Source organism: Pseudomonas sp. TZ252, assembly GCF_056110345.1.
The window spans coordinates 492,693-518,534 of the sequence record NZ_CM148566.1 but is presented as its reverse complement, the minus strand read 5'-3'; the positions used below and the strand labels follow the sequence as shown (position 1 = coordinate 518,534).

The following is a 25,842-nucleotide window of genomic DNA, read 5'->3' as shown; positions in this document are numbered from 1 at the left end:
CACCGATGTGCGCAGCCCGGCGGATTCGGCTTGCGACGAAGCGGAAAGATCGTGAATACTGGCACGATTGCTAATCAATCTTATTTGTCTGCCATGTTCCCATCCCTGACGCCCGACCCCCGACTGCTGGCCATCGAGGACGATCCGACACTGGGCGCACATCTGTTCCAGCACCTCAATGGCAGCGGTTTCGAGGTGACCTGGTGCCGAGACGGGGAAGAGGGGTTGGCGGCTGCGCGCAGCGGCGGCTATGACCTGATCCTGATGGACATCATGCTGCCCGGGCGCGATGGCCTCGAGATTCTTCGCCAACTCCGCCAGGAGCAGGCGCTGCCGGTGATCCTGATGTCAGCCCTGGGCGCCGAGCAGGACCGCATCGCCGGGTTCAGCCAGGGCGCCGACGATTATCTGCCGAAGCCTTTCAGCCTGGCCGAGCTGCGGGTACGCATCGATGCCATCCTGCGTCGGATCGCCCTGGAGCGGGGGGGCGCGCCGGGCCGCTGCGCCGAACCGCTGGCGCGGCCCTCGCTGCAATTCTCTGCCGATGTCTGCGATGTCAGCCTTGGCGAGCGGTTCGCCGGCCTGACGCCGACCGAATACCGCCTGCTGGAAACCTTCCTCGCCGCGGAAGGCGAGACCCTGACCAAGGCCTTCCTTTACCAGCATGTCCTGCACCGCGGTCATACCCAGCATGATCGCAGCCTGGACATGCACGTCAGTCACCTGCGGCGCAAGCTGCAACGCCTCGGTTACGCCGGTCACCAGTTGCATACCGTCTGGGGCAAGGGTTACGTCCTGACACCGGCGCCATGATGCCCAACCGTCATTCGCTGTTCTGGCGCCTGGCCCTGGTGCTGGTGGCGTTCTTCCTGCTATCGGTATGGCTGTCCTGGACCTGGGGACGCAGCGCCGAACTGAAGGGTTACTACCTGTCCGCCGAAGCCCGCTCCGCCTTGGCGGATTATGCGCGGCGAGCCGAACGTGCCTGGCTCGACGATGGCCGCGAGGGCATCGACCGTTGGCTGGCCGAGCCGCGCCAGCGGGCGCTGGACTGGGTGGTCGTGCTCGACGGACGGCTGCAATCGCTGGGCAGTCGTCCGCTCACCACGGAGGAAGCCGAGCGCCTGACTTTCCTGCGGGGCGTCGACTGGCCGATGAGCTCCCGCTCGTTGTCGCGGCCGTTCATCAGCCTGCGCTTCCCCGAACATCCGGAGCAAGGCCGGGTGGTCCTGCGTCTTCCCGCCGAGTTCGTCCCTCCCGGCTTGTCGCCGGCCAAGCGCCTGGTCACCCATGGCCTGGTGCCGGCCGGGCTGGCCCTGCTGCTGGGAGTGTTGCTGTATCGGCGCTGGATAGTGCCGCTGGGACGCCTGCGAGCGCAGGCCAATGCCCTGCGCGGCAACGACCTGACGGCGCGTACGCAGGCAGAGATCAGCCGGCGCAGCGACGAGCTGGGCGATCTGGGGCGGGCGTTCGACCATATGGCCGAGCGACTCGACGAGCACATGGTGTTGCAGCGCCAACTGCTCCGCGATCTCTCCCACGAGCTGCGCACGCCGCTGGCGCGCCTGCAGGTGGCGGCAGAGGGCACGCTGTCCGCGCAGCTCCTGCGCGAGCGCCTGGAGCAGGAGGTACGGGGCATGCAGCAACTGGTGGACAACACCCTGGAGCTGGCCTGGATGGACACCGAACGCCCGGTATTGGCGCTGGAGGACATTTCCATCCCGGCGTTATGGGACCTGCTGGTGGAGAACGCACGCTTCGAAAGCGGCTGGGCCGCCGAGCGGTTCCGCAGCGATCTGCCCGAGGATTGTGTCGTGCGTGGCAACCTCAATGCACTTGCCCAGGCCCTGGAGAACCTGCTGCGCAACGCCATCCGGCATTCGCCGGAAGGCGGCGTGATCCGCCTGCATGGTCGGCGCGAAGGAAGTTGCTGGTGGCTTTGCCTGGAAGACCAGGGCGAGGGTGTGGCCGAGCACCAGTTGGAGACCATCTTCCGCCCGTTCACCCGGCTGTCTTCGGCACGTACCGGCAAGGGCTTCGGCCTGGGACTGAGCATTGCCCGTCGCGCCGTGGTGCTCCAGGGCGGCCGCCTATGGGCGGAAGCCGCCGATCCGGGGCTGCGCCTGTGCCTGGTGCTGCCTTCTGCCTAGCGAGGCGCAGGTACCTTTACATTTGGTCTAGATGTAAATGATCTTTACTCTCTTTTGTGAATGATTATCATCCGTGCCGATCTCCTCGGCCGGCCTTGTTCCGGGTCTGCGCCCTGTCCTACCCGTGCCGAGACGTCACCCGCGCAACGCCGGCGACCCAGGCTTCAGAAAAAACGTCAACGTATCCCTCGTGGCTCGCCTGCTACCCGTTTTCCCTCGACAGGAGTAGTCACGCATGTACCCCCAATTCCGTCGCGGCCATCTCGCCGCTGCCGTCCTTTTCGCTTCATCGAGCCTGCTGGGCGGGCAGGCCCTGGCCGAGGACGAGCGCCTGGAAGAACTGGACGAACGCGCCGAATCGGTGGTCCAGCTGGGTGACGAGGTGGTGCTGGGCACCGCCGAACAGGAGCTCAAGCAGGCACCGGGGGTGTCCATCATCACCGCCGAGGACATCAGGAAGCGCCCGCCGGTGAACGATCTCTCCGAGATCATCCGCACCATGCCCGGGGTCAACCTCACCGGCAACAGTTCCAGCGGCCAGCGCGGCAACAACCGGCAGATCGACATCCGCGGCATGGGGCCGGAGAACACCCTGATCCTGGTCGACGGCAAACCGGTCAGCTCGCGCAACTCGGTGCGCTACGGCTGGCGCGGCGAACGCGACACCCGCGGCGACAGCAACTGGGTGCCGCCGGAGGAGGTCGAGCGCATCGAGGTCCTCCGTGGGCCCGCGGCGGCACGCTACGGTTCCGGCGCGGCGGGCGGGGTAGTCAACATCATCACCAAGCGCCCGACCGATCGTTTGCGTGGTTCCATGACGGTGTTCACCAACATTCCGGAAAGCTCCAAGGATGGCGCCACGCGCCGCGCCAACTTCAGCCTCAGCGGGCCGCTGACCGAAGCCTTGAGCTTCCGCGCGTACGGCAGCGCGAACAAGACCGATTCGGACGATACCGACATCAACCTCGGACATACCGTCAACCCGAGCCGTACCGTGGCCGGACGCGAAGGGGTACGCAATCGCGATCTCAGCGGGATGCTGTCGTGGCAGGTGACCCCCGACCAGGTCGTCGATTTCGAAGCGGGCTTCAGCCGACAGGGCAACATCTATGCCGGCGATACCCAGAACAACAACGGCACCGCCAATACCCAGGGACTCGCCGACGACGGTGCGGAGACCAACCGCATGTATCGCGAGAACTACGCCATCACCCACAACGGGACCTGGTCGTTCGGTACTTCCAGGTTCGTCGCCCAGTACGACTCCACCCGCAACAACCGTCTGGAGGAGGGGCTGGCCGGTTCCGTCGAGGGGCAGATCGGCGCCGACCGTTCGTTCAGCACCAGCAAGCTGGAGAACTATCGCCTCAGCGGCGAACTCAACCTTCCGTTGCATGCGTTGTTCGAGCAGGTGCTGACGGTGGGCGCGGAGTGGAACAAGGAAACCCTCAACGACCCGTCCTCGCTCAAGCAGGGCTTCGTGGGAAGCGATAGCTTGCCGGGGACCCCCGCGGCCGGCTCGCGAAGCCCGAAAAGCAAGGCGGAGATCCGCGCGCTGTACGTGGAAGACAATATCGAACTGCGCCCCGGCACCATGCTCACCCCCGGGCTGCGCCTGGACGATCACAGCGACTTCGGCCTGAACTGGAGCCCGAGCCTGAACGCTTCCCAAACGCTCGGCGAATACTTCACGGTCAAGGCCGGTATCGCACGGGCCTTCAAGGCGCCCAACCTGTACCAGAGCAACCCGAACTACCTGCTCTATACCCGTGGCAACGGTTGCCCGATCCAGACCAGCAGCGGCGGCTGCTACCTGGTCGGCAACGAGAACCTGGACGCCGAGACCAGCGTAAACAAGGAACTGGGCATCGAGTTCCGGCGCGATGGCTGGGTCGCCGGGCTCACCTACTTCCGCAACGACTACAAGAACAAGATCGTCGCGCCGCTGGATGTCATGGGACAGACCGGGACCGGTAACAACATCCTGCAATGGAGCAACGCGAAGAAAGCAGTGGTCGAGGGCCTGGAAGGCAACCTGCTGGTCCCCCTGCACGAGGACCTGAGCTGGAGCACCAACCTGACCTATATGCTGCAATCCAAGGACAAGGACACCGGCAACCCGCTTTCGGTGATCCCCGAGTACACCCTGAACTCGACCCTGGACTGGCAGGCCAGCGAGCGTCTTTCCACCCAACTGACCAGCACCATCTACGGCCGCCAGGAGCCGCCGAAGCATGGCACCAGCCGCAACACGCCGGTGGTCTCGCGAAAAGAGGTGGGTACCTATGGCATCTGGGGCGTCAGCGCCGGCTACACCTTCAGCGAGAACCTGAGCGTACGGGGCGGGGTAAGCAACCTCTTCGACAAGCGCCTGTACCGCCAGGGCAACTCCTTCGACGCCGGCGCGGCAACCTACAACGAGCCGGGTCGCGCCTACTACGTTTCGATGACCACCTCGTTCTGATCGCCGCGGCCAACGCGCTTTCACCGGCAGGCGCAACGCCTGTCGGACCTTTCTTTGGCGTTGGTCAGGCATCGGCTGTCCAACGCCAGGTTTTCTCTTCGGACGCCTCTGGTCATCGCATCGCATGCCGTTTCGGGCGGTCTTTCGGCTGAATCGGCATGCATGACCGGATATTGCGGTGCTAGGGTCCGGCCCCAGTTTCCCGGTATCATGCTCAGCCTTTACCGTCAGTGCCGAACGAGTGCCTCCATGACCGTGCAGTACCCGACTATCGCCGACTGCGTTGGCAATACCCCTCTGGTGCGTCTGCAGCGCCTTCCCGGGGAAACCTCCAATACCCTGCTGGTGAAGCTCGAAGGCAACAACCCGGCGGGATCGGTGAAGGACCGCCCGGCCCTGTCGATGATCACCCGTGCCGAACTGCGCGGCGACATCCGCCCCGGCGATACGCTGATCGAGGCTACTTCCGGCAACACCGGCATCGCCCTGGCCATGGCGGCGGCGATCAAGGGTTACAAGATGATCCTGATCATGCCGGACAACTCCACGGCCGAACGCAAGGCGGCGATGACCGCCTATGGCGCCGAGCTCATTCTGGTCAGCAAGGAAGAGGGCATGGAGGGCGCGCGCGATCTGGCCGACAAGCTGCAGCGCGAAGGCCGCGGCAAGGTCCTCGACCAGTTCGCCAATGGCGACAACCCGGAAGCCCATTACCACAGCACCGGCCCGGAAATCTGGCAGCAGACCGGCGGCAGCATCACCCATTTCGTCAGCTCCATGGGCACCACCGGGACCATCATGGGCGTCTCGCGCTACCTCAAGGAGCAGAACCCGGCGGTGCAGATCGTCGGCCTGCAACCCATGGAGGGCTCGGCCATCCCGGGAATCCGACGCTGGCCGCAGGAATACCTGCCGAAGATCTATGACGCCAGTCGCGTCGACCGGGTCGTCGACATGCACCAGGACGAAGCCGAGGACATCATGCGCCGGCTGGCCCGCGAGGAAGGCATCTTCTGCGGCGTGTCCTCCGGTGGGGCGGTGGCGGCGATGCTGCGCCTGTCCCGCGAACTGGAGAATGCCGTGCTGGTGGCGATCATCTGCGACCGCGGCGACCGCTACCTGTCTTCCGGCGTCTATGACCCGCGCTGAGCATGTCCATGGCCAGAAATAAGGGCGGGCTGCGCTTCCAGCCCAGCGGTGGTGCGCGCGGTCCCGCGATACCGGTAGGCAAGAAGCAGCGCCTGACCATCGAGCGCCTGGCCCATGACGGCCGAGGTATCGCCCACGAGGCGGGGATGACCTGGTTCGTCAGCGGAGGGCTGCCTGGCGAGGAACTTGAGGCCCGGGTGCTGGGCGCACGAAGCAAGGTGGTCGACGCGCGCAGCGAGCGCCTGTTCAGCAGTAGCGACCTGCGTCGCCGCGAGCCCTGCACTGTAGCGGGTCGCTGCGGCGGCTGCACCCTGCAGCACCTGGAACACGGCGAGCAGTTGGCCCTGAAGCAGCGTACCTTGCAGGAGCAGTTGCAGCGTTTCGCCGGGATCGAGCCGGAAGAATGGGCCGCCCCTCTGGTCGGGCCCGAATTCGGCTATCGGCGCCGCGCTCGGATCGCCGTGCGCTGGGATGCCAGGGCGCGGCGTCTGGATGTCGGCTTCCGTGCCTCGGCCAGCCAGGAGATCGTCGCCTTCGATGAGTGCCTGGTCCTGGTGCCGCCTTTGCAAACGATTGCCCGTGCCCTGCCTGCTCTTCTGCAGGACTTCCGCAAGCCGGAAAGCATCGGCCACGTGGAGCTCTTCCATGGCACGGCCAGTGCATTGCTGTTGCGGCATACGACTGCCCTGGTCGACGAGGATCGCCAGCGCCTGGCCGCTTTCTGCTCCGCACACCAGGCCCAGCTCTGGCTGCAAGGTGCGGAACAGCCCTTGCCGGTGGAGCCGGCCGCCGAACTGGGCTACTCCTTGGGTGACTGGCAACTGACTCTGGCATACCGACCCGGAGACTTCGTCCAGGTCAATGCGCCGGTGAACGAGTCGATGATCCGCCAGGCCCTTGACTGGCTGGCGCCGACCGCCGACGAGCGGGTCCTCGACCTGTTCTGCGGGCTGGGCAATTTCTCCCTGCCGCTGGCGCGCCGGGTGGCGCGGGTAGTCGGGGTGGAGGGCGTGGCGGCGATGGTCGAGCGGGCAGGCGCCAACGCGCTGGCCAATGGCCTTGGCAACGCGCACTTTTTCCAGGCCGACCTGTCCAAAGCGCTTGCCGAAGCGCCCTGGGCGGAGCAAGGTTTTACCGCTGTGCTGCTCGATCCGCCGCGCGACGGCGCGTTCGAGGCGGTACGCGAAATGAGTTCTCTGGGTGCCCGGAGGGTAGTCTATGTATCCTGCAATCCGGCGACCCTGGCGCGCGATGCTGGCGAAATGGCCAGGCAGGGCTATCGTCTGAAGCGCGCCGGAATCCTCGATATGTTTCCGCAGACCGCACATGTCGAGGCCATGGCTTTGTTCGAGGCAGGCTAGGATGCCTGCGTAATCCGACCAGCCCGTTCGAAGGCTGGCGCAGTCATCGGTGGGCTACGCGCACCGTGGTAAAGGGTAGGCAAGATGGTACAGGTGAGAGCGCACCAGCCGGTCAACACCGACGGCAGTATCAACCTCGAGGCCTGGCTGGACCACGTCCAGAACCTCGTCCCCGGGCTCGATCGTCAGGGCTTGCTGGAGGCTTGCGAGTTCGCTCGCGAATCCGAGCAGCGAGCGATCGCCGCACAGAACTCCTGGGCGGAAGGCACGTCCAGCTTCCAGACCGGACTGGAAATCGCCGAGATCCTCGCGGATCTCAAGCTGGATCAGGAGTCCCTGGTCGCCGCGGTCATCTATCGAGGCGTGCGGGAAGGCAAGATCACCCTGGAAGCGGTCAACAAGCATTTCGGGCCGGTGGTGGCCAAGCTGATCGAGGGCGTGCTGCGCATGGCCGCGATCAGCGCCAGCCTCAATCCGCGCCATTCCATGGTGCTGGGTACCCAGGCGCAGGTGGAGAACCTGCGCAAGATGCTGGTGGCGATGGTCGACGACGTTCGCGTCGCCCTGATCAAGCTGGCCGAGCGCACCTGCGCCATTCGCGCGGTGAAGAACGCCGACGAGGAAAAGCGCCACCGCGTCGCCCGGGAAGTCTTCGATATCTACGCGCCGCTGGCCCACCGCCTGGGCATCGGGCATATCAAGTGGGAGCTGGAGGACCTGTCCTTCCGTTACCTCGAGCCCGACCAGTACAAGCAGATCGCCAAGCTGCTGCACGAGCGCCGGCTGGATCGCGAGCAGTACATCGCCAACGTGATGAGCCAGTTGAAGGAAGCTCTCGCGGCCACCGGCGTACAGGCCGATCTCAGCGGACGGGCGAAACACATCTATTCGATCTGGCGCAAGATGCAGCGCAAGGGCCTGGACTTCAGCCAGATCTACGACGTTCGCGCCGTGCGCGTGCTCGTTCCGGAGATGCGCGACTGCTACACCGCGCTGGGCATCGTGCATACCCTCTGGCGGCACATTCCCAAGGAATTCGACGACTACATCGCCAACCCCAAGGAAAACGGCTATCGCTCGCTGCATACCGCAGTGATCGGCCCCGAGGGGAAGGTGCTGGAAGTACAGATCCGTACCCACTCCATGCACGAAGAGGCGGAGCTCGGAGTCTGCGCGCACTGGCGCTACAAGGGGACCGACGTCAAGGCCAGCTCCAACCATTACGAGGAAAAGATCTCCTGGCTGCGCCAGGTGCTCGAATGGCACGAGGAACTGGGCGACATCGGTGGCCTGGCGGAGCAACTGCGGGTCGATATCGAGCCGGACAGGGTCTACGTCTTCACTCCCGACGGCCATGCCATCGACCTGCCCAAGGGCGCGACCCCGCTGGATTTCGCCTATCGGGTCCACACTGAAGTCGGGCACAACTGCCGCGGGGCGAAGATCAACGGACGCATCGTGCCGCTGAACTACAGCCTGCAGACCGGCGAGCAGGTCGAGATCATCACCGGCAAGCACAGCGGTCCGAGCCGCGACTGGCTGAACAGCAACCTGGGCTACGTCACCACCTCCCGGGCGCGGGCGAAGATCGTCCACTGGTTCAAGCTGCAGGCGCGGGACCAGAACGTCGCTGCCGGCAAGGCCCTGATCGAACGCGAGCTGTCGCGCCTGGCGCTGCCGCCGGTGGATTTCGACCGGCTGGCGGAGAAGGCCAACGTGCGTACCGCCGAGGATATGTTCGCCGCTCTCGGCGCCGGCGACCTGCGCTTGGCGCACCTGGTCAACTATGCCCAGCAACTGGTCGAGCCGGACCGCGACAGCGAGCAACTCGAACTGATCCCGCGCAAGCCGAGCAAGATCGGCCACGGCAAGCGCGGCGACGTGCAGATCCAGGGTGTCGGCAATCTCCTGACGCAGATGGCCGGCTGCTGCCAGCCGCTGCCGGGAGATCCCATCGTCGGCTACATCACGCTGGGCCGTGGGGTCACCATCCACCGCCAGGATTGCGCCACCGCGCTGCAACTGGCGGGACGCGAACCGGAGCGGATGATCCAGGTCAGCTGGGGGCCGGAGCCGGTTCGCACCTATCCGGTGGATATCGCGATCCGTGCCTATGATCGTTCCGGCCTGTTGCGCGACGTGTCCCAGGTGCTGCTCAACGAGCGGATCAACGTTCTGGCGGTGAATACCCGTTCGAACAAGGAAGACAACACCGCGACCATGCAACTGACCATCGAGATTCCCGGTCTGGACGCTCTTGGACGCCTGCTGGCGCGCGTCTCGCAACTGCCCAACATCATCGAGGCGCGGCGCAACCGTACGCCTTGAGGCGAGGCGGAAACAGGCCACGGGCGCTCGCAGGCTGCCCGTGGCCTTTTCGTTTCCGGAAAGGGCAGAATGCCCGGACCGTTCACTGAAGACCCGAGATACCCATGTACCGACTCGACGACCTGCTCCACCTCATGGCGCGCCTGCGCGATCCCGAATTCGGCTGCCCCTGGGATCTCCAGCAGAGCTACGCGACCATCGTCCCGCACACCCTGGAAGAAGCCTACGAAGTAGCGGACGCCATAGAACAGGGGGATTTCCCGCAATTGCGCGAGGAACTGGGCGACCTGCTGTTCCAGGTGGTCTATTACAGCCAGTTGGCTCGCGAAGAGGATCGCTTCGCTTTCGACGAGGTGGTGGACGGCATCACCCGCAAGCTGATCCGTCGACATCCCCACGTATTCCTCGATGGCGATCTCTATGGCAAGCCCGATGCGGCGAAGCTGGCCGAAGCGGCGGTCAAGCAGCGCTGGGAAGAACTGAAGGCCGAGGAGCGTGCCGCCAAGGCCAAGGAGCCGCAGCAGTTGTCGCTGCTGGATGACGTTCCTGTTGCCCTGCCGGCGTTGTCACGGGCGGCGAAGCTGCAGAAGCGCGCGGCGCAGGTCGGCTTCGACTGGCCGGAAGCGCTGCCGGTGGTGGACAAGGTTCGCGAGGAGCTGGACGAAGTCCTCGAGGCGATGGCAGAGGGTGACGAGGGTGCCGTGGGCGAGGAGGTTGGCGACCTGCTGTTCGTCGTGGTCAACCTGGCCCGGCATCTCAAGGTCGATCCGGAGGCTGCTCTGCGCCAGGCCAACGGCAAGTTCGAGCGGCGATTCCGGTTCATCGAGCGGAACCTGCGCGAAGCCGGCCGGAAAGCCGAAGAGTGTTCGCTGGAGGAACTGGACAGCCTCTGGGGCGAGGCTAAGAAAGCGGAGAGGAGCGCGCCCGGCTGTTAATGGGAAAATTACCGTGGCAGCCGGGCTGCCACGGCATCTGAATCAGCCGAAGATCCAACGATAGAGGATGACCAGCAGGATCACCGCCAGCACCGGGCGGAGGATTCGGTAGGCCTTCGGGTAGGCGCGTTTGAAGCGCTTCACCTGGGCGCCGATGGCATTGCCGCCGCGAATGGCGACCGAGTAGGCCTGGTTGATGCTGCCGACGCGTTCGCCTTCGACGTTCTGCGGTGCGGTCGCACGCCCGAGAATGCCGCTTATCCAGCGATTGAGCCGGGTCAGCAGGCGGGAGCGGAGCGGCCGCTCGATATCGCAGAAGAGAATCACCCGGGTCTGCTCGGTCTCGTTCTTCACCCAGTGGACGAAGGTTTCGTCGAACATCACGTCTTCGCCATCACGCCACGCGTAGGGCTGGCCGTCGACGTAGATGCGGCAGTTGTCCGAATTCGGCGTGGACAGGCCGAGGTGATAGCGCAGCGAGCCGCCGAAGGGGTCGCGGTGCGGATTCAGGTGGCTGCCGCCGGGAAGCAGGGTAAACATCGCGCCCTTGACGTTGGGGATGCGGCTCACCAGCTCTACGGTCTTCGGGCAGAGCTGCTGGGCGGAGGGCAGCGGGCCGTCGTACCAGGTCAGGTAGAAGCGCTTCCAGCCTTTCTTGAAGAACGAGCCGAAGCCGGCTTCGTTATTGTTCAGGGCAGCCCGGATATAACCCTCGTCGAACAGGTTGAGGGCTTCTTCGCGGATGGTTTGCCAATTGTTCTTCAGTTCGTCCAGCTCCGGAAAACGGCTGCGATCCAGATAGGGCTTCGAGGGAACGCTGGAGAACAGGTACATCAGCGAGTTGTAGGGGGCGAACCAGGCGGAGTGGTTGACCAGTTGGCGCAGGAAGGGCAAGCGCGCGCGCCCACGGAAATGGACGAACAGGACGCTGGCGACGAACAGGCCCACCAGAGTGACTTTTACCAGGAGAGAAACGCTCATGCCTTGCTTTCCATGCCTTCGATATCAGGGGCCGGGAGGAGTGCCTGCGGGTGCTCGGGACGGTAGGGAGGGGTCTCCAGGGCATGCGTGGCAGTTTGCGAGCCGCCGAGACTTGCGTTGAGGCGGCTGAGGCTGGAGGATTATACCCCCTGCGAGGGCCGGCTGAACCCCAGTCGGCTGGAAGATTATGTCGCACCCCACCGGGCGTGCCACGCGAGCGAGTCGTTGACGAATGAGCATGTCATTGCGTGACCAGTTGCTGAAAGCCGGGCTGGTCAATGAGAAACAGGCCAAGCAGGCCACCAAGCAGAAACAGAAACAGCAGCGTCTGGAGCACAAGAACCAGGTCGACAAGGACGACTCCCAGCGCCAGGCGGCGGAGCAGGCCAAGGCGGAAAAGCTGGCGCGCGACCAGGAATTGAACCGCCAGCAGCAGGAAAAAGCCGAGAAGAAGGCCAAGGCCGCGCAGATCAAGCAACTTATCGAAGGGACGCGCCTGCCCAAGCTGGAAAGCGACGACTACTACAATTTCGTCGACGCCAAGAAGGTCAAGCGGATCGCGGTCAACGACCTGATCCGCGACAAGCTGAGCCGAGGCAGCCTGGCTATCGTCAGCTATGACGGACGCTACGAGATCGTGCCCCGGGATGCGGCGGTGAAGATCCAGGAGCGCGATCCGCGGCGGGTGGTGCTGCTCAACGTACAGAGCCAGGAGCCGGACGAAGACGATCCCTACAAGGACTATGTGGTGCCCGACGATCTCATGTGGTGAGGTCCGCATCCGGAGTGTCGCTTGACCGGTACGGATGCCGGTCAACTACCAATTCTGGAATGCGAAGCAGTTCTAAAATAACTACCGATGATTTCGTTTCGATAGCATAATGCCTTTCCTCAGAAATTTCCTACGGCTGCCTTTGCGTGCATCTGTGGGCTAGCCGCCTATCGAAAAGGACGTTGGTATGCCTTCCTCACAGCGTCCGGGGGCTTCGCCCTCGGAGATCGATATCGTTCAACTGTTCCAGCAATTGTGGGCGTCGAAATGGCTGATAGCGCTGATCGCAGCCTTGGCGACCGCCGCTGCGCTCGCCTATGCGCTGTTGGTCGTTCCGACCTACCAGGTGGATGTCCTGTTGCGGCCTATACAGACCAAGGCCCTGGAGGCTGTCAACATCGAAGGTCTTTACGCCATGACTCCGCGGGAAGCGTTGGAGCGCGTCGGCAACGAGCTGGCAGCCTACTCCGGCAGGCTGGAGTATTTCGAAGCCCATCCAGAGCTATTCCAGCAATTGAACACCGAGGGCCTGTCCCCCGAGCAGGCTTTCTGGAAGTTCAACCAGGATGCCTTCAGCATGCAGCAGACGGACTTGAAGACGGCCCCCCAGGCGGCGCCTTTCTTCCGCTTGTCCATGCAGTATCCCCAGGGCATGGATGGTGCCGCCATTCTCAACGGCATGCTCGCGTCGACCATCGAGAACGAGCGCCAGCGAATCCTGGACGACCTCCAGGCACGTATCGACGGTCGCCTGCAATTCCTCGAGCAGGATATCGAAGGCAAGCGTGCCAGTTACCAGGCTAGCAAGGAAGGCAAGATCGCCCGGTTGCTGGAAGCGGACAGCATCCGGCGGGCTGGCTTGGAGGATGAACTCAGGGCGTTGCGCGGGCGGCTGAAGATGGTGCGCGACTCGCGTATCCAGCAGCTCAACGAAGCCATCCAGATCGCCACGCGGCTGGGGATCGTCAAGCCGACGACCCCGGGCGCACTGGGAGAGGTCGGGCAGGATGGCTCGCGCAGCGTTTTCCGCACCGAGGTGAATAACCAGCAGATTCCCCTGTATTTCATGGGCGTCGATGCCTTGACCGCCGAGCGCGATACCTTGCTCAAACGCAAGGGCGATGACTTCACCGAGCCCCGCGTGGCGACGATCCAGCAAGAGCTGAAACAGTTGGAGAACAACCGTGAAGTGCAATACCTGCAGGCTCGAAAGGGCGAGGAGCGTTTCTTCGAAAACATCGACAAGCTGCGTGGAGAGCAGGCGCGTCTACAGACCTTGAGGGCAAGTGACCTTAAGATCGAACTGGTACGGGTCGACCAGAAAGCTGCAACGCCTCTGAGGCCGATCAAGCCACGCAAGGCTCTAGTGGTGGCCTTGGGCCTCCTGGGTGGGCTGGCGCTCGGCGTGCTGGTGGCTCTGGTTCGGGCGATGTTGCGTGCCCCACGGCAACGGGTACAGGAAGATAGCCTGCCGCCGGGAGTCGTCAGCCTCGACCGGAGCCTTTCAGGGACCTGAGACCAAAGGTGCGCCCCCGAAGTACGCGGGGGCGCATGGTTCAGGCCGATTCACCTATCTGCCGCAGTTCTTCTTCTTTCTCCAGCTTGATCCGATAGGCGTGGGCGTCATCCTCGTTATGGAAGACGCCAACCAGCAGTCCCTGCTGATGCACGTCCCAGCAGCGGCGGCCAAGCGCACGCAGCTCGCGGGATTTGTGGTCATCGTCACGCTCGGTCACTGTCACACTCATTTTTCTGCTCCAGGGTTGATCTGCATCAAGGCAAATTCAGCCTATTTCAATAGCAGGCTAATCAAATAGCCCTGGAATTGAGAAAAACCTTTTCAGTTTCCAAGGTGTGAAGATGGCATGCCGGATGCTCTGGAACAGGCCTCTTCCCTCAGGCGTATGCGGCCGAACAAGGCCGCTTCCGTGAGGGCGCTAATCGCCAACAGGCGATCCAGGCGCAGCAGCAGAGTCGCTCCTTCGACGGCCACCTCAAGGTATTCCTCCTTGCCGCCGCCTGGCCGAACGGCCCGGGTATGCGTCGTGCGCGCCTCGGCTTCGAAGCGAACACCGTCCTCGAGTTCGAGGAGCAACCGGTAGCGGTAGAGGCAGGCGATCTCCAGGTAGTCATGGAGATCGCAGGCGATTGGGCGGTAGCTGTCCATTGGCCTCAACAGCCTTCCAGGGGAAGGATGTAATGGCCATGGAGCCGAATGGCTTCGGCAACCTCTGCTGTCGCAATCTCGCTATGGCAGTAGCTGCAATGCCCCTGGCTGATATCGGCCTCGTCTATGCCTCTTCCGGCGAGCCAGCGTCGAGCGAACTCGCCGGCGCGAGCCCCCAGCTCCTCCGTGACCAGGACATCGAAGTGCAGGTAGCGGCCGTCGCGGGTTCGCACATGGGTGTCGAAGATCTTCACCTCCATGGCCGTTCTCCTTATTTCAGATCGCTGAGCGCCGCACCGAAGTTAAGGTGCAGTACCTGTCCATCGACAACCAGGGCAGGAACCGACTTGACCCCGGCCTTTTCCGCCTCGGCGATGCGTGCCGATTGTTCGGCGAGATGGACCACTTCGATGTCCACCTGCTTGCGATCGAGCAATGGCAGCAAGGAACGTTCGGCTTCGACACAGATTGCGCAGCCGGCGTGGTAGTAGATGGCTTTGGTCATGCTGATTCTCCTGTAGGAATTTAGTATCGATACGATACGTTTTCAGCCTAAACAAGGGCGACCTCTTTGTCAAACATGTTTTTAGTCGATACTATATTGGCAAGGAGGTATCCCATGTCCGCCATCGCCCTTTACGATTACCTGGAAAGGCTGACCAGCCTGATGCGTGCCTGGTCCCGCGAGCAGCCGCTGGTGGCTGAGCTGCAGCCGGTGCAGTTGAGCGCCTTGCATTACCTGGCGCGTTGTAATCGCTATTCGGACACTCCGCTGGGCGTGACCGAATACCTTGGCTTGACCAAGGGCACAGTGTCGCAATCGCTCAAGGTGCTGGAAGGGAGGGGGCTGATCAGCAAGCTGCCGGATGCGCGGGATCGGCGCAGCGTTCATCTGCGGCTGACCGATGCGGGGCGCGCGCTGATCGAGGCGGTGATTCCGCCGCAGTTCCTCGAGCAGGCCGTCACGGCACTGGGCGAGAAGGGCGAACACTTGCAAGGCTTGTTGCGTGATCTTCTGGTCGTCATCCAGCGTCAGGAGGATGTGCCTGGTTTCGGCCTTTGTCGGTCCTGCCGGTTCCATCAACGGCGTGCGGGCTCGCCCTTCTGCGGTCTAACCGGGGAGCCGTTGAGCGCTGTCGATGCCGAGCTGATCTGCCGCGAGCACCAGGCCTGCGGCTGACCCGCGGGCAATAAAAAACCGGGCAATGGCCCGGCTTTTCGTGGGAGAGGGGGTCAGCTCTTTTCACCAGTGACGGTCTTGCCGTCGATGGTGCCTTCCTTGAGCATGATCTGGTATTCCTTGCCGTCGGTTTCCATCTGGTACAGGCGGACCAGCAGGTAGTCCCAGTCCTTGGCGAACCAGAGGATGGTCTTGCGGTTGCTCTTGCCCGGATCACGCACGCGCTCGACCTTGATCGCGTTGATCAGGCCGGCCTGGGTGCGTACCTTTTCCTCGCCGAGAACCCGGAAGTCGTAGGTATCGACATCCTCGCCCTCGATGATCTGGTAGCTCATGCTCTTCTTGCCGTCGGCAACGTCATGCTGCAGGACCAGTTGATAGGTGGACTTGTCCAGTTGACCGCGATTCAGGGGTTGCCGCACCGCATCGCCGCGGTCGCTGCCGAGCACCTGCTTCTGCGACCAGTCGAAGTCCAGTTCGATCTGCTTGCCTTTGCCCAGACCCTGGCGGGCGAAGCGGTAGGTCTGTGGCAGGAAGGTGTCGTTCTCGACCTTGAAGGTGCTGACTTCGTTGAGACTGGCCAGCAGCATGGAGGCCTCGAAGTCCAGTTGCCAGCGGCCGTCGGCGAGAGCCTTCAGGCTGCGCGAGGCATTGCCGCTGATGGGCATCTGTTTCCAGTCGGCGGTATAGCTGGCGGTAAACGGCTTCAGCTCGAAGGCATAGGCCGGCAGGGTCAGCAGCGTCAGCAGGAACAGCATGGCTTTACGCATTGCGAATCTCCTTGGTGCGAATCTGATGGCCGGTGGCAGGCAGGGCCTGGCCATCCAGCAGGGCGCCCTGTTCGCCCAGGCGCAAGCGGCCCTCGGCGAACCAGCGCATGGCCAGCGGGTAGATCCGGTGTTCTTCCTCGTGAACCCGTCTGGCCAGGCGTTCCGGCGTATCTTGCGACTCTACCGGGATTACTGCCTGTACGACCAGTGGCCCCCCGTCGAGTTCCTCCGTCACGAAGTGCACGCTGCAACCGTGCTCGCGGTCGCCGGCTTCGAGGGCGCGCTGATGGGTATGCAGCCCTTTGTGGCGCGGCAGCAACGAGGGATGGATATTCAGCAGACGCCCCTGGTAATGGCGAACGAAATCGGCGCTGAGGATGCGCATGAACCCGGCAAGGATCACCAGGTGCGGTTCATGGGCATCGATCCGTTGTGCCAGGGCCTGGTCGAAGCTTTCGCGATCGGCATAGGCCTTGTGATCGAGCACCTCGGTCTGGATGCCGGCCTGGCGTGCGCGTTCCAGGCCATAGGCGTCCGCGCGGTTGGAGATCACCGCGCGGATCCGGGCCGGCGTGGCGCCGTCCCGGAGGCTGTCGATCAGCGCCTGCAGGTTGCTGCCGGAGCCGGAAATCAGCACCACGACATTGCAGAGTTTCGGCATCAGTGGTTTTTCAGATTGTTCAGGACCACGCGCTCGGCGTCCGCGCCGCAGGTTTCGATGCGACCGATCTGCCAGGGTTGCTCGCCGGCGGCACGCAGGACTTCCAGGGCTTTCTCGGCGTCGCTCTGGGCCACGCAGATGACCATGCCGACGCCGCAGTTGAGTACGCGATGCATCTCGGTCTCGTCGACGTTGCCCTGTTCCTGCAGCCAGTCGAATACCGCCGGACGGTTCCAGCTGGCGACATCGATCACGGCCTGGGCGTTGTCCGGCAGGACGCGCGGGATGTTGTCCAGCAGGCCGCCGCCGGTAATGTGAGCCATGGCCTTGACCGCGCCGGTCTGCTTGATCAGTTGCAACAGCGGCTTGACGTAGATGCGGGTCGGCGCCATCAGCAGGTCGGCCAGCGGCTTGCCGTCGAGTTGGACCTGCTCGATGTCGGCGCCGGAAACCTCGATGATCTTGCGGATCAGGGAGTAGCCGTTGGAGTGCGGGCCGGAGGAGGGCAGGGCGATAAGCGCGTCGCCGGCCTGGACCCTGGAGCCGTCGATGATCTCGGCCTTTTCCACGACGCCGACGCAGAAGCCGGCCAGGTCATAGTCTTCGCCTTCGTACATGCCGGGCATTTCGGCGGTCTCGCCGCCGACCAGGGAACAGCCCGCCAGTTCGCAACCGGCACCGATGCCGGTAACTACGGTGGCGGCGACGTCGACGTTGAGCTTGCCGGTGGCGTAGTAGTCGAGAAAGAACAGCGGCTCGGCGCCGCAGACCACCAGGTCGTTGACGCACATCGCCACCAGGTCCTGGCCGATGCTGTCGTGCTTGTTCAGGTTGAGCGCCAGGCGCAGCTTGGTGCCCACCCCGTCGGTGCCGGATACCAGCACCGGCTGCTTGTAGCCGGCCGGGATTTCGCAGAGGGCGCCGAAGCCGCCGAGGCCGCCCATCACTTCCGGGCGTGCGGTGCGCTTGGCCACGCCTTTGATGCGTTCCACCAGGGCTTCGCCGGCGTCGATGTCCACACCAGCGTCCTTGTAGCTCAACGAGGGTTGCTTGCTGCTCATAAATCCAGGCCTATAGGGGTAATTCGGAGATCGGCCGGCCGCCCAGGCGTGCAACGCTGTTTGCCGGTTTTGAAGGCGCGCGATTTTATCAGGCTTGCCACGCAGCGGCCATCTCGGTTGCCGCTGGACGGACTGCTGTTTAAGGTATAGGTCCACTTGCGCGGCCTTCACAGCTCGTCGCCGCCGTTCCCATCCGTTCGTCGAGAGCCCTCCATGCGCATAGCCCGACTCTTCGTTCTCTGTTTTTCCCTGCTAGGCTTGCCCGTCTTCGCGGCAACGGTCCCCAATCTCTACCAGGTCCACGAGCCGGTTTCGTCGCAGCAGCCCGGGGAGCGCGATGCCGGACTGGTGCGAGCCCTGCAGACCCTGCTGGTGCGCCTGACCGGCAATCCGCAGGCGCCGCAGAATCCGGCATTGGCGGGGTACCTGAAGGATCCGCAGCAACTGATCAGCCAGTACGCCTTCGAAAATGGTCCGCCGCTGGCGCTGGTGGTCGATTTCGATCCGACCGCCACCGGTAATGCGCTGCGGGCCGCCGGCCTGCCGAGCTGGGGCGCCAACCGGCCGGCGGTGCTGGCCTGGTGGCTGAACGAAAGCGCCGATGGCAGCTCCCTGGTCGGTGACAACCAGGCCTCGGCCGAACCGCTCAAGCGTGCGGCGCAGAACCGCGGCTTGCCGTTGCGCCTGCCTCTGGCGGATCTCGACGAACAGATCGTCGGTACCCCGGAGAACCTCACCGCCGCCCAACCCGATGCCCTGCGCGCAGCCTCCGAGCGTTATGCCGCCGATGCCTTGCTGGCAGTGGACGCCAAGGAGGCGGACGGCAAATGGCAGGCGCAATGGCGGCTGTGGATGGGCGATTCGCGAGAGCAAGGCCAGGCTGAAGGCGCTACGCCCGACGCGTTGGCAGACAGCGTGATGCTGGCCGTCGGCAACCGCCTGTCTACCCGTTTCGTTGCCACGCCGGGAGCGGCGACCGGCCTGACCCTCCAGGTCCAGGGCGCGACACTGGCACGCTATGCCGAGTTGCAACGCCTGCTCGATCCGTTCGGCGCGCGCCTGGTAGGCGTGCGGGGCGACCGCCTCGACTATTCCGTGAAGGCCAGTCCCGAGCAATTGCGTGCCCAGCTGGGCCTGGCGCAGTTGCAGGAAGTCCCGGCCGACAGCGTACCGGTGGATGCGTCCGGCCAGCCCGCAGCGCCCAGCGCGGCGGTACCGTCGTCGACCCAACTGAATTTCCGCTGGCAGTGAGTCGGCGCGCCGATCCGCTCCTATGCAACGGAGCGGGCCGGCGCGCGACCGGCCGATGCTCTGGGCAAGGAGCCTCGGCTATCGGCAAACCTTTGATTTTGCTTGCCTAGTTGCTCATTGTGCGGCCTTGCCGAGGCGTATAAACTTTGCAGCCTTTACGGTGACTCCTGCGGCGTTTTCGGATTGTCCGCCCAGCCTGGCATGAAACCTATTCAGCTTCCCCTCAGTGTGCGTCTGCGCGACGACGCCACCTTCGCCAACTACTATCCCGGTGCCAATGCCGCGGCACTGGGATATGTCGAGCGTTTGTGCGAAGCCGAGGCTGGCTGGGCGGAAAGCCTCATCTACCTCTGGGGACACGACGGCGTCGGCCGCAGCCACCTGTTGCAGGCGGCCTGCTTGCGTTTCGAGCAGTTCGAAGAGCGAACCATCTACCTGCCGATGGCCGATCTGGTGCAGTACGGCCCGGAAATCTTCGACGATCTCGAGCAGTGCGAGCTGGTCTGCATCGACGACCTGGATGTGCTGGTTGGCAAGCGAGAGTGGGAAGAGGGGCTGTTCCACCTGTTCAATCGACTGCGCGATACCGGTCGGCGCCTGCTGCTGGCGGCATCGAAGTCGCCCCGGGAGCTGCAGGTCAAGCTGCCGGACCTGAAGTCCCGCCTCACCATGGCGCTGATCTTCCAGTTGCACGGTCTTTCCGACGAGGACAAGCTTCGTGCCCTGCAACTGCGGGCATCCCGTCGTGGCCTGCATCTGACCGATGAAGTCGGTCGTTTCATCCTCAACCGCGGTTCGCGCAGCATGAACTCTCTGTTCGATCTGCTGGAGCAACTGGATCGCGCTTCGCTCCAGGCTCAGCGCAAGCTGACCATTCCTTTCCTCAAGGAAACCCTCGGCTGGTAAGCGTCGACAGTCCGTCGGCGAACTCCCGCATGGCCGTGCCGCAGTCCTTGGGTTTCGCTTGCGGCAGGAAGTGACCGCCTTCTATCCGTCTCTCCATCCATGCGCCGGCAATACTGGAGCGCTGTCCGCAGGCTTCCCGGCGGTCGGCAGGGCAGGAGGGGGCTCCTGCCTTACCATCAGCGTTCCCCGGCGACCCGTCGGTCGTACTGGAATCGCCAGCGCGTATAGAGCAGCGCGGCGCAGAACAAGGTCACGCTGAGTAGCACTTCGGCCCAGCCGAACAGGCGCTGCGTGGGATCGAAGGCGGCGAGTACGCCGAGGATGAAATACAGGTTGACCACGTAGCAGGCCCAGGCATGCCCGCGCGCGCTGCCCATGAGCAGTCCGGGGGCCACCACCAGCAGCGGCAGCAGCTTGAAGGCGAGGACCAGCCAGGGCACCCAGCTCGCCGCACCATGGGCGTCCGCGTAGATCAGGTCGCGAATGAGGATGAGCAGGACCAGGCCGACGAAGCTTCCCAGGCTGATGGCGCGGCTGAGCGCCAGGCGCGGCTGCAGCCACACTACTTCGGGCAGCGGTTTGTTCTTGCGGGCCATTTCAACTCCCCAGCTTGCCGGCGGTTTCCGCCAGGCGTTTGCCCAGCGCGCGACACAGGGTCAGTTCGTGCTCATCGAGGCTGCGCTTGCCATCGGCGCCGGCGAAGTGGCTGGCGCCGTAAGGCGTGCCGCCGCCGCGGGTTTCCAGCAGGGCGGGTTCGCTGTAGGGAATGCCCAGGACCAGCATGCCGTGGTGCAGCAACGGCAACAGCATCGATAACTGAGTGGTCTCCTGGCCGCCGTGCAGGCTGGCGGTGGAGGTGAAGACCGCTGCCGGCTTGCCGACCAGGCCGCCGGTCAGCCATAGGCTACTGGTACCGTCGAGGAAGTATTTCAGCGGGGAAGCCATGTTACCGAAGCGGGTCGGGCTGCCGAGGGCCAGGCCCGCGCAGTTCTTCAGGTCCTCCAGGGTTGCGTACAGCGCCCCCTCCGCGGGGATGTCCGGGGCGACCGCTTCGCATTCGGTGGATACCGCGGGAACCGTGCGTACGCGCGCCTCGAAGCCGCCCTGTTCGACGCCACGGGCGATCTGCCGGGCCATTTCCGCGGTAGCGCCATGGCGACTGTAGTACAGCACCAGGATGTAGGGACTGCTCAAGCGAGGATCTCCAGGACTCTTTCCGGAGGCCGGCCAACCACCGCCTTGTCACCCGCGACCAGCACCGGGCGCTCGATCAGCTTCGGATGCCTGGCCATTGCCTCGATGATGGCCTCTTCGCCAAGACTGGGCTCATCCAGGCCGAGGGCCTTGTATTCGTCCTCCCCGGTCCGCAGCAACTGGCGGGCGGGAATGCCGAGCTTGGCCAGGATCGCTTTCAGCTCGGCGGCGCTCGGCGGGGTTTCCAGATAGCGCACCACCTGCGGTTGCAGGCCGCGGGCTTCGAGCAGTTCGAGCGCTGCGCGGGATTTCGAGCAGCGCGGATTGTGCAACAGGATCAGTTCGCTCATGTCAGGGGTCGCATGGCCGGTGAAGTGACGGCTATTCTAACCGCCTCGTCGACCAGGACTGAACCCGTCGGCGCGAAGTACCGCCCCGAGAGGCGAAGAACCGGCGCGACTTCAAGGAGAGGGCATGCGCGAACATTTCAACGATGGGGTCGAGTTCGCTCGCTTCCTCGCTCATCGCTTCGTCACCGACAAGGCTCCCAACAGCGCGGCGGCGCTGACCTACACCACGTTGTTCGCGGTAGTGCCGATGATGACGGTGATGTTTTCCATGCTTTCGCTGATTCCGGCATTCCATGGCATGGGCGAGTCGATCCAGACTTTCATCTTTCGCAATTTCGTGCCCTCCGCTGGAGAAGCGGTGGAAACCTACCTGAAGAGTTTCACCACCCAGGCCCGGCACCTGACCTGGGTCGGGGTGGTCTTTCTGGCAGTCACCGCCTTCACCATGCTGGTGACCATCGAGAAAGCCTTCAACGAGATCTGGCGGGTTCGCCAGCCACGCCGCGGTGTCGGGCGGTTCCTCCTCTACTGGGCGATCCTCAGCCTGGGCCCATTGTTGCTGGGGGCCGGCTTCGCCGTGACCACCTACATCACTTCGCTGTCGCTGCTCCATGGCCCGGACGCGTTGCCGGGCGCGGAGACGCTGCTGGGGCTGATGCCGCTGGCGTTCAGCGTGGCGGCCTTCACCCTGCTCTATTCGGCGGTCCCGAACGCCCGGGTCCCGGTGCGCCATGCCCTGATGGGCGGCGTGTTCACCGCGGTACTGTTCGAAGCCGCGAAAACCCTGTTCGGGCTGTACGTAAGCCTGTTTCCCGGCTACCAGTTGATCTACGGTGCCTTCGCCACCGTGCCTATCTTCCTGCTGTGGATCTATCTTTCCTGGATGATCGTTCTGTTCGGCGCGGTGCTGGTCTGCAATCTCTCTTCTTCCCGTCTCTGGCGGCGGCGCTCGCTGCCCAAGCTGATCGTCCTGCTCGGCGTGCTGAGGGTGTTCCACCAGCGCCAGCAGCTTGGACAGTCGCTGCGCCTGACCCACTTGCATCGTGCGGGTTGGCTGTTGCCCGAGGATGAGTGGGAGGAACTGCTGGACTTTCTCGAGAAGGAGCAGTTCGTCTGTCGCGCCGGCGGAGGCGAGTGGGTGCTGTGCCGGGATCTTGGCGCCTACAGTCTGCATCGCTTGCTGAATCGCTGCCCCTGGCCCATGCCTAGCCGAGAGCGCATGCCTGCGAATCTGGACGAGGCGTGGTATCCGCCGTTCCAGCAGGCCATGGAGCGCTTGCAGGTGGAGCAGGAGGCGCTGTTCGGAGAAAGCCTGGCCCACTGGCTGGCGGACGGAACCTCGGGAGCGAAGGTGACGTAAAGTGTCAGTTTGCGGCGAACGATGTGCATGAGGCGCTGCATGCTGCCGGAGGAACCCCAGCAAGCGCAGGGAAAGCGCTGTTGGCACGCTTCTGGCAAACCCTCGTGTGACAGTCGTTTCACTCCGTAGTTCCGCCGAGGTTCCCGTTCATGCTCCCAATGTCGAACAAGGTCGTCCATTTGCATCACAAGGATGAGCAGGCAGCGCTTGAGCGTTTGAACCGGATTACCGGGCTGCAGTTCAGCAGTTGGCCGGAGTCGCTGGTGCCGGCGCGCAGCGTCAGCGAACCGTCGCCTGAGAAAGCGCGGGACGAACCCCTGCTCGATCAGGTGCGCCAGGGCTGAGCGATCCGGCTCAAGCTTCGGACACCTGCTGGGACCTGTTTTCCTGCTCCACCGCTTGTACGAAGAACTCCTCCACGACCAGTCGGGAAAAGGCCGTCGCCGACTTCAGGCGTACCTGCATGTTCTCCACTTTCTGCCGTACGGGCAGGCGGGCAATGCCGGAAAGCAGGATGCGTTGCTGGCGGTCGATTCGTCCGTGATCCACCGCCACTTCGCGCTGGCGCCCGCCATCCAGATAGCTGACCACCAGTGACACCAGCAGGTCGCAGGCATCCGGAAGATGTAGCCAGGCGGCAATGTTGTAGTCCGCGACCAGGCCCTCGTGGGCTGTCAGGGTCGGGCGTGCGGCATCCACCAGGTGTGCGGGGACGCTTCCGATCAGATGGTCTTTCATAAGCAGCAGTGTGTCCGTTTAAAAGGGCTTCGGACTCGTCGCTCTCGACTTCTCCCCAAGTCGATCCTGCCGATGCCTGGGCATACGGCCGGTTGAGTCGTCGTGTCGTGTGTGGCACGCGGATTATAGGGGTGGTCCTTTGCGTCAAACTGTGCGGTTCGACGGCGATCGTCGTGACTCTCCTCGCACTTTGTGCCTTGTAGGAAGTATCGGGGCTTCTTCTTCCCATATTCGTCTCCACTCGGTTTTGCAGAGGTGGATGGCTTCCAGTAAGGTCTCGCCATAGTGCCGCGCCGGGTTGCCCTGGTCCGGCCGAAGTTTTCCTGACTCGAGAGGTTCCTGACATGGGGAGTTGGCTACGCCCGCTGGGCGCTGCTGCGGTGTTGTTTCTCGCGGGCTGTTCGGCGGATTACGGAGTCGACCAGGACGGGCGTCCTGTCGCTGCGGAGCAGTTGGACGGGCATTGGCTGGTGGTCAATTACTGGGCTGACTGGTGCGCGCCCTGCCGGACCGAGATTCCGGAGATGAATCGCCTTGCGCAGGTGCTGGAAGGGCAGGGCGGGCGCGTCATTGGCGTGAATTTCGATGGCCTGCGCGATGCCGAGTTGAAGAAGTCGGCCGATGGCATGGGGATTCGCTTCACCGTGCTGGCCGATGATCCGGCGCCTCGCTTCAAGCTCCCTCGCAGCGAAGCGTTGCCCGTCACCTATATCGTCGATGCTCGGGGGGAAATGCGTCAGCGTCTGCTGGGCGAGCAGACGGCCGATGGCATATTGAAACAGCTCGAGGCTTTGCGGGAGGGACGCTGATGGCGAGGATCTGCTTGCATGCCTATGTCGGCGGCCGGGTACAGGGCGTCGGTTTCCGTCAGGCGACCCGGGAAGAGGCTGATCGCCTCGAACTCGACGGTTGGGTGCGAAACCTGGATGACGGGCGTGTCGAAGTCGTCTGGGAGGGCGAGGAGGACCGGGCGAAAGCCTTGGAGCGATGGCTGGGGCGGGGCCCGCGGCACGCGGAGGTCTCTGCGGTCGAGGTCGAGCAAATGCCGCTGCAGGGGATCGCTGGCTTCGTCGTCCGTCGCTGACGAGGCGAGTTCGCCGTCAGGGCGTCTCGCCAGGGTCCGCGGCCAGGCGACCGGCATCCCGGAGCAGGGCATGCATGAACTGCTGCTGCAGTTCGGGGTCGTTGCGCGTGAGCTCGATCAGGCTCTGTTCCAGTTCGCTGGCTTCTTCTTCCAGGCCCAGCTCCGCGAGGCGTTTCACCCGATGGACCCAGTGGTGGACGTCATCGCCTTCCAGGTCGTCATAGATCAGGGCGTGAGCTTCCAGGAGCTTGCCGCGCAGGCTGCGGCTGACGCGGAGGCTGGCATCGGCGCGGGTACCATCCTGTGGGTCGCTCACCGAAAGGTGTATCTGCGAGATGCGGCTGATGTCCTGTTCGGCGAAGGGGCTGTCGAGCAGGTTGAGGCGCAGCACGCCATGACGGTCGGTAAGCAGTTCGTTGAGTTCCTTGCCGGAACTGACCAGGACCGGACGCTCCGCCCAGGGCAGGCTGGAGTATTCCAGGCGCTTGTCGCGCTGTTTCTCGTCGATGCTCGCGAGATTCTGTTCGGCGCGACCGTTGGATTCCACGTTCATGAACGGATTCACCCCGGCCAGTCCGTAGTTGATCCAGCCGTGGGTGATGTTGTCCGGTACGCTGCCGAAGGTCACCACGTTGACGATGTTCGCTCCGACGCCGGCCACCAGCGCCACCGCGCCCAACGGGATCTCGTAGATCTCCCGCCAGGCCTGGTACGGCGTATAGCGGTCGTAACGGCGCGTCACCTCGAACTCGGTGACCTCGAAGGACTTCTGGTCGTTGATCCGGACCCGGCGCTGCGGCAGTTCGAGCACATCGGGCTGGCCGACATCGACTTGCAGGGTGTGTTCGAGCAGCTTCCGCTCGACGCGCTCCTCATGCTCGCTACGCTGCGGCAACTGGTTGGCGCAGCCGCTCAGCAGAAGGCCGCCGCACAGGGCGGCGGCGAATAGGCGCAGGGGTCTTCCGGTGGGCATCGTTACG

Annotated in this window: 29 protein-coding genes; 16 read left to right on the top strand and 13 right to left on the bottom strand. The window is 63.9% G+C overall.

Annotation, left to right across the window (positions count from 1 at the left end; genetic code table 11):
* Window positions 1-93: 93 nt before the first annotated feature.
* The 7 genes from pirR (at window position 94) to mazG (ending at window position 10,387) form a co-directional block, all read left to right on the top strand.
* Window positions 94-813: a response regulator transcription factor PirR gene (gene pirR, locus ACYAF3_RS02490; protein ID WP_003102425.1), complete on the top strand. Its 720-nt coding sequence runs from the start codon at window positions 94-96 to the stop codon at window positions 811-813.
* Complete coding sequence (pirS, locus tag ACYAF3_RS02485) at window positions 813-2,150, top strand: sensor histidine kinase PirS (protein ID WP_073658460.1); 1,338 nt, start codon at window positions 813-815, stop codon at window positions 2,148-2,150. Before pirR ends, pirS begins: the two co-directional genes overlap by 1 nt.
* 235 nt (window positions 2,151-2,385) lie before the next feature.
* Window positions 2,386-4,614, top strand: a complete 2,229-nt coding sequence (gene pirA, locus ACYAF3_RS02480) for a TonB-dependent siderophore receptor PirA (protein ID WP_003117107.1) — start codon at window positions 2,386-2,388, stop codon at window positions 4,612-4,614.
* A gap of 249 nt (window positions 4,615-4,863) precedes the next feature.
* Window positions 4,864-5,763, top strand: coding sequence for a cysteine synthase B (gene cysM, locus ACYAF3_RS02475; protein WP_003102419.1), 900 nt, complete (start codon window positions 4,864-4,866; stop codon window positions 5,761-5,763).
* Between the two features lie 8 nt (window positions 5,764-5,771).
* Window positions 5,772-7,124 carry a 23S rRNA (uracil(1939)-C(5))-methyltransferase RlmD gene (gene rlmD / locus ACYAF3_RS02470; protein ID WP_003102417.1) on the top strand — a complete coding sequence of 451 codons (1,353 nt, stop codon included), beginning with the start codon at window positions 5,772-5,774 and terminating at the stop codon, window positions 7,122-7,124.
* 84 nt (window positions 7,125-7,208) lie between these two features.
* The gene (gene relA / locus ACYAF3_RS02465) at window positions 7,209-9,452 is read left to right on the top strand and encodes a GTP diphosphokinase (RefSeq protein WP_003086042.1); all 2,244 of its coding nucleotides are present in this window, start codon (window positions 7,209-7,211) and stop codon (window positions 9,450-9,452) included.
* Between the two features lie 104 nt (window positions 9,453-9,556).
* A complete protein-coding gene (gene mazG, locus ACYAF3_RS02460; RefSeq protein WP_003086045.1) occupies window positions 9,557-10,387 on the top strand; it encodes a nucleoside triphosphate pyrophosphohydrolase in 831 nt (276 codons plus the stop codon).
* 42 nt (window positions 10,388-10,429) lie between these two features.
* Here mazG and lpxO2 read toward each other — a convergent pair whose 3' ends face one another.
* Window positions 10,430-11,368: a lipid A hydroxylase LpxO2 gene (lpxO2, locus tag ACYAF3_RS02455; protein WP_003086047.1), complete on the bottom strand. Its 939-nt coding sequence runs from the start codon at window positions 11,366-11,368 to the stop codon at window positions 10,430-10,432.
* Between the two features lie 232 nt (window positions 11,369-11,600).
* On the opposite strand from lpxO2, the gene ACYAF3_RS02450 reads away from it, so the two are divergent.
* Together ACYAF3_RS02450 and ACYAF3_RS02445 are read left to right on the top strand one after the other, a co-directional pair.
* On the top strand, window positions 11,601-12,140 hold the full coding sequence (locus ACYAF3_RS02450) for a DUF2058 domain-containing protein (RefSeq protein WP_003086049.1): 540 nt from the start codon (window positions 11,601-11,603) through the stop codon (window positions 12,138-12,140).
* Window positions 12,141-12,327: 187 nt separating this feature from the next.
* Window positions 12,328-13,656, top strand: a complete 1,329-nt coding sequence (locus tag ACYAF3_RS02445; RefSeq protein WP_015648231.1) for a Wzz/FepE/Etk N-terminal domain-containing protein — start codon at window positions 12,328-12,330, stop codon at window positions 13,654-13,656.
* 40 nt (window positions 13,657-13,696) lie between these two features.
* Here the strand turns inward: ACYAF3_RS02445 and ACYAF3_RS02440 are convergent, their stop codons facing one another.
* From ACYAF3_RS02440 to ACYAF3_RS02425, 4 genes are all read right to left on the bottom strand, one after another.
* Window positions 13,697-13,888, bottom strand: coding sequence for a hypothetical protein (locus ACYAF3_RS02440; protein ID WP_003112587.1), 192 nt, complete (start codon window positions 13,886-13,888; stop codon window positions 13,697-13,699).
* 92 nt (window positions 13,889-13,980) lie between these two features.
* On the bottom strand, window positions 13,981-14,307 hold the full coding sequence (locus tag ACYAF3_RS02435; RefSeq protein WP_003102410.1) for a Rho-binding antiterminator: 327 nt from the start codon (window positions 14,305-14,307) through the stop codon (window positions 13,981-13,983).
* Between the two features lie 5 nt (window positions 14,308-14,312).
* On the bottom strand, window positions 14,313-14,567 hold the full coding sequence (locus ACYAF3_RS02430; protein ID WP_003086057.1) for a DUF2024 family protein: 255 nt from the start codon (window positions 14,565-14,567) through the stop codon (window positions 14,313-14,315).
* Between the two features lie 11 nt (window positions 14,568-14,578).
* Window positions 14,579-14,812 (bottom strand): glutaredoxin family protein, encoded by a 234-nt coding sequence (locus tag ACYAF3_RS02425; protein ID WP_003086058.1) that lies wholly within the window; start codon window positions 14,810-14,812, stop codon window positions 14,579-14,581.
* Between the two features lie 114 nt (window positions 14,813-14,926).
* Here ACYAF3_RS02425 and ACYAF3_RS02420 point away from each other — a divergent pair, with 114 nt between their 5' ends.
* A complete protein-coding gene (locus ACYAF3_RS02420) occupies window positions 14,927-15,487 on the top strand; it encodes a MarR family winged helix-turn-helix transcriptional regulator (RefSeq protein WP_003086060.1) in 561 nt (186 codons plus the stop codon).
* 53 nt (window positions 15,488-15,540) lie between these two features.
* Here ACYAF3_RS02420 and ACYAF3_RS02415 read toward each other — a convergent pair whose 3' ends face one another.
* The 3 genes from ACYAF3_RS02415 to purM are packed head-to-tail and all read right to left on the bottom strand — an operon-like array spanning window position 15,541 to window position 17,979.
* Window positions 15,541-16,257, bottom strand: a complete 717-nt coding sequence (locus ACYAF3_RS02415) for a DUF3108 domain-containing protein (protein WP_003102406.1) — start codon at window positions 16,255-16,257, stop codon at window positions 15,541-15,543.
* Window positions 16,250-16,918 (bottom strand): phosphoribosylglycinamide formyltransferase, encoded by a 669-nt coding sequence (gene purN / locus ACYAF3_RS02410; RefSeq protein ID WP_003102402.1) that lies wholly within the window; start codon window positions 16,916-16,918, stop codon window positions 16,250-16,252. The genes ACYAF3_RS02415 and purN overlap by 8 nt, the downstream gene beginning before the upstream one ends.
* The gene (gene purM / locus ACYAF3_RS02405; RefSeq protein WP_003109942.1) at window positions 16,918-17,979 is read right to left on the bottom strand and encodes a phosphoribosylformylglycinamidine cyclo-ligase; all 1,062 of its coding nucleotides are present in this window, start codon (window positions 17,977-17,979) and stop codon (window positions 16,918-16,920) included. Before purM ends, purN begins: the two co-directional genes overlap by 1 nt.
* Before the next feature lie 213 nt (window positions 17,980-18,192).
* On the opposite strand from purM, the gene ACYAF3_RS02400 reads away from it, so the two are divergent.
* Both ACYAF3_RS02400 and hda read left to right on the top strand, forming a co-directional pair.
* Entirely contained in the window at window positions 18,193-19,230 is a 1,038-nt protein-coding gene (locus ACYAF3_RS02400; RefSeq protein ID WP_015503398.1) for a DUF2066 domain-containing protein, read from the top strand.
* Between the two features lie 201 nt (window positions 19,231-19,431).
* Window positions 19,432-20,136, top strand: a complete 705-nt coding sequence (gene hda, locus ACYAF3_RS02395; protein ID WP_003102398.1) for a DnaA regulatory inactivator Hda — start codon at window positions 19,432-19,434, stop codon at window positions 20,134-20,136.
* Window positions 20,137-20,312: 176 nt separating this feature from the next.
* Here hda and ACYAF3_RS02390 read toward each other — a convergent pair whose 3' ends face one another.
* Genes ACYAF3_RS02390 through arsC form a run of 3 tightly spaced genes read right to left on the bottom strand, consistent with a single transcriptional unit; the run spans window position 20,313 to window position 21,680 of the window.
* Window positions 20,313-20,732, bottom strand: a complete 420-nt coding sequence (locus ACYAF3_RS02390) for a DUF2069 domain-containing protein (RefSeq protein ID WP_003102396.1) — start codon at window positions 20,730-20,732, stop codon at window positions 20,313-20,315.
* A gap of 1 nt (window position 20,733) precedes the next feature.
* Window positions 20,734-21,330 (bottom strand): NAD(P)H:quinone oxidoreductase, encoded by a 597-nt coding sequence (gene wrbA, locus ACYAF3_RS02385; protein WP_003102394.1) that lies wholly within the window; start codon window positions 21,328-21,330, stop codon window positions 20,734-20,736.
* The gene (arsC, locus tag ACYAF3_RS02380) at window positions 21,327-21,680 is read right to left on the bottom strand and encodes an arsenate reductase (glutaredoxin) (protein ID WP_003112580.1); all 354 of its coding nucleotides are present in this window, start codon (window positions 21,678-21,680) and stop codon (window positions 21,327-21,329) included. Before arsC ends, wrbA begins: the two co-directional genes overlap by 4 nt.
* A 124-nt stretch (window positions 21,681-21,804) precedes the next feature.
* Between arsC and ACYAF3_RS02375 the strand changes: the two genes are divergently transcribed.
* Window positions 21,805-23,040 carry a YihY family inner membrane protein gene (locus ACYAF3_RS02375; RefSeq protein WP_003117099.1) on the top strand — a complete coding sequence of 412 codons (1,236 nt, stop codon included), beginning with the start codon at window positions 21,805-21,807 and terminating at the stop codon, window positions 23,038-23,040.
* Window positions 23,041-23,198: 158 nt separating this feature from the next.
* On the top strand, window positions 23,199-23,384 hold the full coding sequence (locus ACYAF3_RS02370) for a hypothetical protein (protein ID WP_003112577.1): 186 nt from the start codon (window positions 23,199-23,201) through the stop codon (window positions 23,382-23,384).
* A 10-nt stretch (window positions 23,385-23,394) separates the two neighbouring features.
* Here the strand turns inward: ACYAF3_RS02370 and ACYAF3_RS02365 are convergent, their stop codons facing one another.
* Window positions 23,395-23,778 carry a hypothetical protein gene (locus ACYAF3_RS02365; RefSeq protein WP_003109947.1) on the bottom strand — a complete coding sequence of 128 codons (384 nt, stop codon included), beginning with the start codon at window positions 23,776-23,778 and terminating at the stop codon, window positions 23,395-23,397.
* Between the two features lie 344 nt (window positions 23,779-24,122).
* Between ACYAF3_RS02365 and ACYAF3_RS02360 the strand changes: the two genes are divergently transcribed.
* Both ACYAF3_RS02360 and ACYAF3_RS02355 read left to right on the top strand, forming a co-directional pair.
* Complete coding sequence (locus ACYAF3_RS02360) at window positions 24,123-24,587, top strand: TlpA disulfide reductase family protein (protein WP_003102387.1); 465 nt, start codon at window positions 24,123-24,125, stop codon at window positions 24,585-24,587.
* The gene (locus ACYAF3_RS02355; protein WP_003102385.1) at window positions 24,587-24,862 is read left to right on the top strand and encodes an acylphosphatase; all 276 of its coding nucleotides are present in this window, start codon (window positions 24,587-24,589) and stop codon (window positions 24,860-24,862) included. The genes ACYAF3_RS02360 and ACYAF3_RS02355 overlap by 1 nt, the downstream gene beginning before the upstream one ends.
* Before the next feature lie 16 nt (window positions 24,863-24,878).
* On the opposite strand, the gene ACYAF3_RS02350 is transcribed toward ACYAF3_RS02355, so the two are convergent.
* Window positions 24,879-25,835: a hypothetical protein gene (locus ACYAF3_RS02350; protein WP_003102379.1), complete on the bottom strand. Its 957-nt coding sequence runs from the start codon at window positions 25,833-25,835 to the stop codon at window positions 24,879-24,881.
* Window positions 25,836-25,842: the final 7 nt, after the last annotated feature.